The organism is Mycolicibacter icosiumassiliensis (genome assembly GCF_900078685.2).
Taxonomy (GTDB): Bacteria; Actinomycetota; Actinomycetes; order Mycobacteriales; family Mycobacteriaceae; genus Mycobacterium; species Mycobacterium icosiumassiliensis.
Genome location: NZ_LT546171.1, coordinates 1 through 4,714, shown reverse-complemented (window position 1 = coordinate 4,714; position 4,714 = coordinate 1). Strand labels below are relative to the sequence as shown.

General features: G+C 61.8%; 5 protein-coding genes. All 5 read right to left on the bottom strand.

Annotated elements, in window-relative coordinates; translation table 11 throughout:
• Nucleotides 1-657, bottom strand: a 657-nt coding sequence (locus BN4346_RS49795; RefSeq protein ID WP_407695169.1) for a PGRS repeat-containing protein, incomplete at its 3' end; no start/stop codon positions are given.
• Nucleotides 658-717: 60 nt separating this feature from the next.
• A complete protein-coding gene (gene gjpA, locus BN4346_RS46560; protein ID WP_154677692.1) occupies nt 718-1,827 on the bottom strand; it encodes an outer membrane porin GjpA in 1,110 nt (369 codons plus the stop codon).
• A gap of 553 nt (nt 1,828-2,380) precedes the next feature.
• Entirely contained in the window at nt 2,381-2,857 is a 477-nt protein-coding gene (locus tag BN4346_RS46555) for a MarR family winged helix-turn-helix transcriptional regulator (RefSeq protein ID WP_067977051.1), read from the bottom strand.
• Between the two features lie 84 nt (nt 2,858-2,941).
• Nucleotides 2,942-3,454: a MarR family winged helix-turn-helix transcriptional regulator gene (locus tag BN4346_RS46550; RefSeq protein ID WP_235653826.1), complete on the bottom strand. Its 513-nt coding sequence runs from the start codon at nt 3,452-3,454 to the stop codon at nt 2,942-2,944.
• A gap of 417 nt (nt 3,455-3,871) precedes the next feature.
• The gene (locus BN4346_RS46545; protein ID WP_067977049.1) at nt 3,872-4,417 is read right to left on the bottom strand and encodes a MarR family winged helix-turn-helix transcriptional regulator; all 546 of its coding nucleotides are present in this window, start codon (nt 4,415-4,417) and stop codon (nt 3,872-3,874) included.
• Between the last annotated feature and the right edge of the window lie 297 nt (nt 4,418-4,714).

Genomic DNA, 4,714 nt, shown 5'->3' with positions numbered 1-4,714 from the left:
ATCGCCAGCATTGCCGCCGGCGCCACCGTTGCCGGCCACACCGACACCGAGGCCGCCGGCGCCACCGTCACCCCCGATGCCCATGAAGGAGCCGCCAGCACCGCCGTTGCCACCGGCACCGGTCTCGAAGCCGTCGCCACCGCCACCACCGTTGCCGAACCAGCCGGCGTCACCTCCGTTACCTCCGACCAGTGCCGAGTCGTCGCTGCGCCAGCCGGCGCCGCCATCGCCGAACCACAGCCCACCGTCGCCGCCGTTGGGGTTGAGGGCGGTTCCATCGGCACCGTCACCGATCAGGAACAGCCCGGAGGACTGATTGATCCAGCCGTTGACCAGTTCGCCGAGATCGCTGTTGATCCATGCCTCCACACCGAAGTGGATCGGCGAATAGATCCACTGGTCGATGATCGTGGACATGTCGAAGAATCCGCCGTCGGCGGCCAGTGGGGCGTCGGCCACCGACGCCGAGGGGCCAAACAGGTCCAACAGCCAGTCCAGGCCATCGTCGGCCTGCGCTGACGGGGGGCCCGCCAGGGGCGTCATCCCGAATGCCAAGAAAGCAGTGGCGGCACCACTGGCACCAATCGCCCGCTTGCGGCGCGACTGACCGGCCTCATGCTGGCCGCGGCGCCGGCTGCTGCTGTGACGACGACTCATTTACGAACACCTTTCATCAGATGTAAAGCTCTGGGGTAGTTGATGTTTGGGACGGGTGGATCAGCTGAAGATGCCGTCGAAGAAGTCCTGGAACCCGCTGAAGACGTTGGCGAAGTCATCGGGGATCTGCGGCAGATCGACTCCGAGTGCGGGCTGGGTCACGACGATGGTGCCCACCCCGTTCCAGTCCGATCCCAGCAGCGCGCCGATAATCTGTCCCCACATCTCGAAGGCAGCGATCGGGCCGATTGCATTGCCGTGCGCGAGGATTTGCCCAAGCCCCGGAACGCCAACCATTTGCAGACCGAGGGAGTTAAAAATGGAGCCGCCAACAACCGGAACCGACGCGTCAACCACACCGCCGGGGCCCAGCGCCTGATAAGTGGTGAGCCCCACCGAACCGGTGCTGAGCAGCCCGCCAAAGGCAAATTCCAAGTGGTCGAGACTCATTCCCGCCGGAAGGAAACCCGCGTCGTTGACCGAGGGCAGCAGGAAATCGAGATTGAGGGTGGCGCCGTTGAAGAAGCCGCCGACGGTATTGGCTACGATTTCGCTGAAGCTGTCACCATCGGTGATGCTGTTCAGCAGGGCGACCCAGGGGCTGATGCCCGGCCCCAGCATGCCCATGATGATGCCGGACAGCGGCGAGACCATGAAGTTGATGATCGAATTGACCATGTCCATGTCGGTGCCAGCCGGCAGGTATCCCGGAACCTGCGCCAGTAGGAAGCCGTGACCCGCAAGGGTCGACCCGTCGATCGTGTGGCGGGTGACCACGGTCATGGTGTCGGAATCCACGTCCAGCGGCAGCGTGTAGCCGTCGCGCACCGCCACCAGGTGCTCCTGGATCTGCGTGTTGATGTCAGCGAGGGTGCTGCTGCTCGGGTCGTTGAGGAACTGGTTGAGGTAGCCCATCGCGTTGGCGTATAGCTGTTGCCAGGCCACCCCGGGGGCCAGCATGTAGTTGTCCTTCAGGGTCGAAATGTTGGCATTCGTGGTGTTGATCACGTCCTGCCAGGTGTCAAGGAAGCCGGGCAGCCCGGTCAGCGCGACGTCAACGACCGTCGGGACCGCGGGTGCCTGCGCCGGCACAACCGGCGTGGCGGCGATCAGGCCGGTCCCGGCGATGACAACACCGGCCGTTGCGCAGGGGCGAAGAATGGCGTGCAAGGGAGCTCCTTCAGGTCATGTGACTCAGCACACGGAACGTAACTGAGGCGGACCTGAAAATCAGCAGTCAGGAAGGGCTCAGCCGCAAAGGGATGCATTCAAAACATTCCTGGCAATTTGGCTAGTCTCCAAAACCCCAGCTACAGGCGTTTAGATGTGTTTCTAGCAAATTTTGATAAGCCGTCAAATCGTTCAACTGGAAATTACCGACCAGTAGGAATTGAAACACGTTCATTCGTGTCTATTCCGCACCTCGTCGACGCGTAATAACCGTTGACCTGGGCGAAGCTGGCGCGGCGATAAAGTCCAGAATCTCGCTGTAGAAACGTGTGTCAACGTGTTTCGCTACAGCACGGATGCCTATTAGGTGAACTTTAGCTAACATGCCGTTGACGCGCGTCTACGCAGGTAGAGGCCACTCACCCCGGGGGTGAACCGTCGGGCATGGACGTCCTCTCATCCCCGTCAATGGCCGCGTTTCCTGAGAATTTTTTGCGCAATCTTCGGGCACATCCAGCGGGCGAAGCGGGCTCTCCAGGGACCCTCAGCACCGCTACGGCTGGCCGGTTCGCCGGCAGACGTCCCCGAGGGCGATTGCCTGCTGACGCGACAGCTGGTCGAGGTAGTACGCACGAATCCCGCGGGCGTAGGTCACCAGAGCAGGCGCATACCGCGTCCGGCCCTCGGCGGTGATGTAGGCAAGTACCGCTCGGCGGTCATCCGGATGCGGACGCCTGCCGACCAGAGCCTGCACCTCCAGGCGGCCGATCAGTGAGGTCACCCGACTGGGCGCCAGCGCGAAAGCCTGTGCCAGATCCCGCATTTGAGCCGAACCGGTCTCCGAGGTGGCCAGCAGGTCCAGTACCAGGACCTCAAAGAGGGTCAATCCGTGGGCGCGGACCAAGCTGTCGTTCAACGCTGCGAGCAGGCGATCGGACGTGTCCACAAACTGGTGCACACAAGTGCTTTCGGCGGCGTCGAGCACCGGTAATTCCCACACTGGCGGCCCTAGAGCCCGCGGGTGCCCCATGCCGGGCGATTGTATCTATATGACGCGACAGCTGGTGCTGTATTCGGTAACTTAGTTCCGAACGATTGGCTAGAATCTCGTAAATCAGTCCAGCGTCGACTTTTTCGGAGGGTCTGCAGCTTCCAGTGACGCGCTGATCTGGTGGCAGCTGGCACCCAGGGCAAGCATCTGCTGGCGGGACATCTGGTTCACATAGAGCCTGCGAATCTGCTCGGCGTAGGTCTTGCGGGCCTGCTCCAACCTCATTCGGCCATCGGGGGTGAGCTCGGCCCGAACACCCCGCCTGTCACCAGGGATAGGGATCCGACGGACCAGGCCGCGGCTTTCCAGACGCCGGGTCAGCCAGGTGACTCGGCTACGGAGCAGCATAAGCGCCGCGGCCAGTTCGCTCATTCGGACAGAACCGGTGTCGGACTTGGCGAGAAGATCCAGCAGTCGAAGCTCGGACAGGTCAAGCCGATGCCGGCCCAGCAGGCTTCGGTTCAGCGCTGCCAGCAGACCCGTCGATGACTCGACGAACACCTGCCAGGAATTCTGTTCGATGTCATCGAGCCCCGGCAGCCGCATAGCCGGCACTTGAGCCCCTGTGTCCTCCACGGCGGGCGACGGTACCGAAACCCCTCCAACAATGACTACGAAAATCGGGGCGGTTCACATCCTTCTGCATACATCAGCAAGACCTGCCGCCGGACCGCAACGTCAGCATGTCCCATCTTTGTAGCATCAGAGCTGTTAGGAGATGTTTACGGACGGTTCCAGCAAATATATAAAGACGCACGGTTGATTCAACCGGCAACTAACTCGCGGGTAACAATCAGAACTTGTTCTAGCGGGCCATCAGCGCAGACGCACCCTGGCGGTAGATGCTGGCCACAGGCGATTTTCGCGTCAGACAGTAGCGAAAGTTAACATCCTCGCCCTGAACGGCCGTCATCCACTTTCTCGGCGCCTCGCTCGCCCGCCAGGCACTCCGCGGGCAAACCCACACTTCGAGGTGCCGCAGTGTGACTCAGATTAGAGCGGCGGTTTGGCAGTGGACTCGCCGCCGGCCGCGCCGGATACATAGAGTGTCGAATCAGCCTGCCTCAAGCCGGAATTGATCCGTCGGCAATTCTCCTCGAGGGTGGCAAGCTGGCGCCGCGACAAGGTGCCGATGAGATGGGTCTTGACCCCTTGGGCATAGTTGAGACTGGCATGTCCGGCCACCCGCCGCCCGCTCTCGCTGATCCGAGCGACCACCCCCCGTCGGTCATCGGAATTCTGTTCGCGCTGAACCAATCCCCGCTCTTCGAGTCGATGGATTCGCTTGGTCATGTGATGCGGGTTTGCGCCCAGGGCATCAGCTAGGTCGCCCATTCGCGCCGCACCGTCGTCGGACTTGTCCAGGATGTCCAGCACCCGCAAGTCAATGACGGAGAGCTGGTGCGCTTCGGTCAGCCAGCGATCCATCGTGGTGTGAAAGCGCAGCGCGGCGTGCAGGAAGTTCTGCCACGACTTCTGTTCGGCGATGTCTAATCCGGGAAGATCACTGGGGGTACGTCGACGAGACGGACGTTGCATGCCGTCATGTTAGCCAGGCTTTGCTGCAGTGCGCCAACATTATTCCGCTCGGCAGTTCAGCCGTGCGGCCGGTCGCGACGGCAACCGGCGCCAGCAGAAGCACGCCAATAATGTATGCATTAAGGGTGGTATCTTATGGTGAGGTCGGTATAGATGCCGAAATATGCTTTAGGGGCCTTGCCCCCATGTAGTGGACACGGGATTTGTGGTTAAGCAGCTTCGGGCAGCGTAGCCGGTGTCAGGGTCCTTTCGTAGGTGGCAGGGCTGGATTGACGGCAGTGGGAGTGCCGTCGTTTG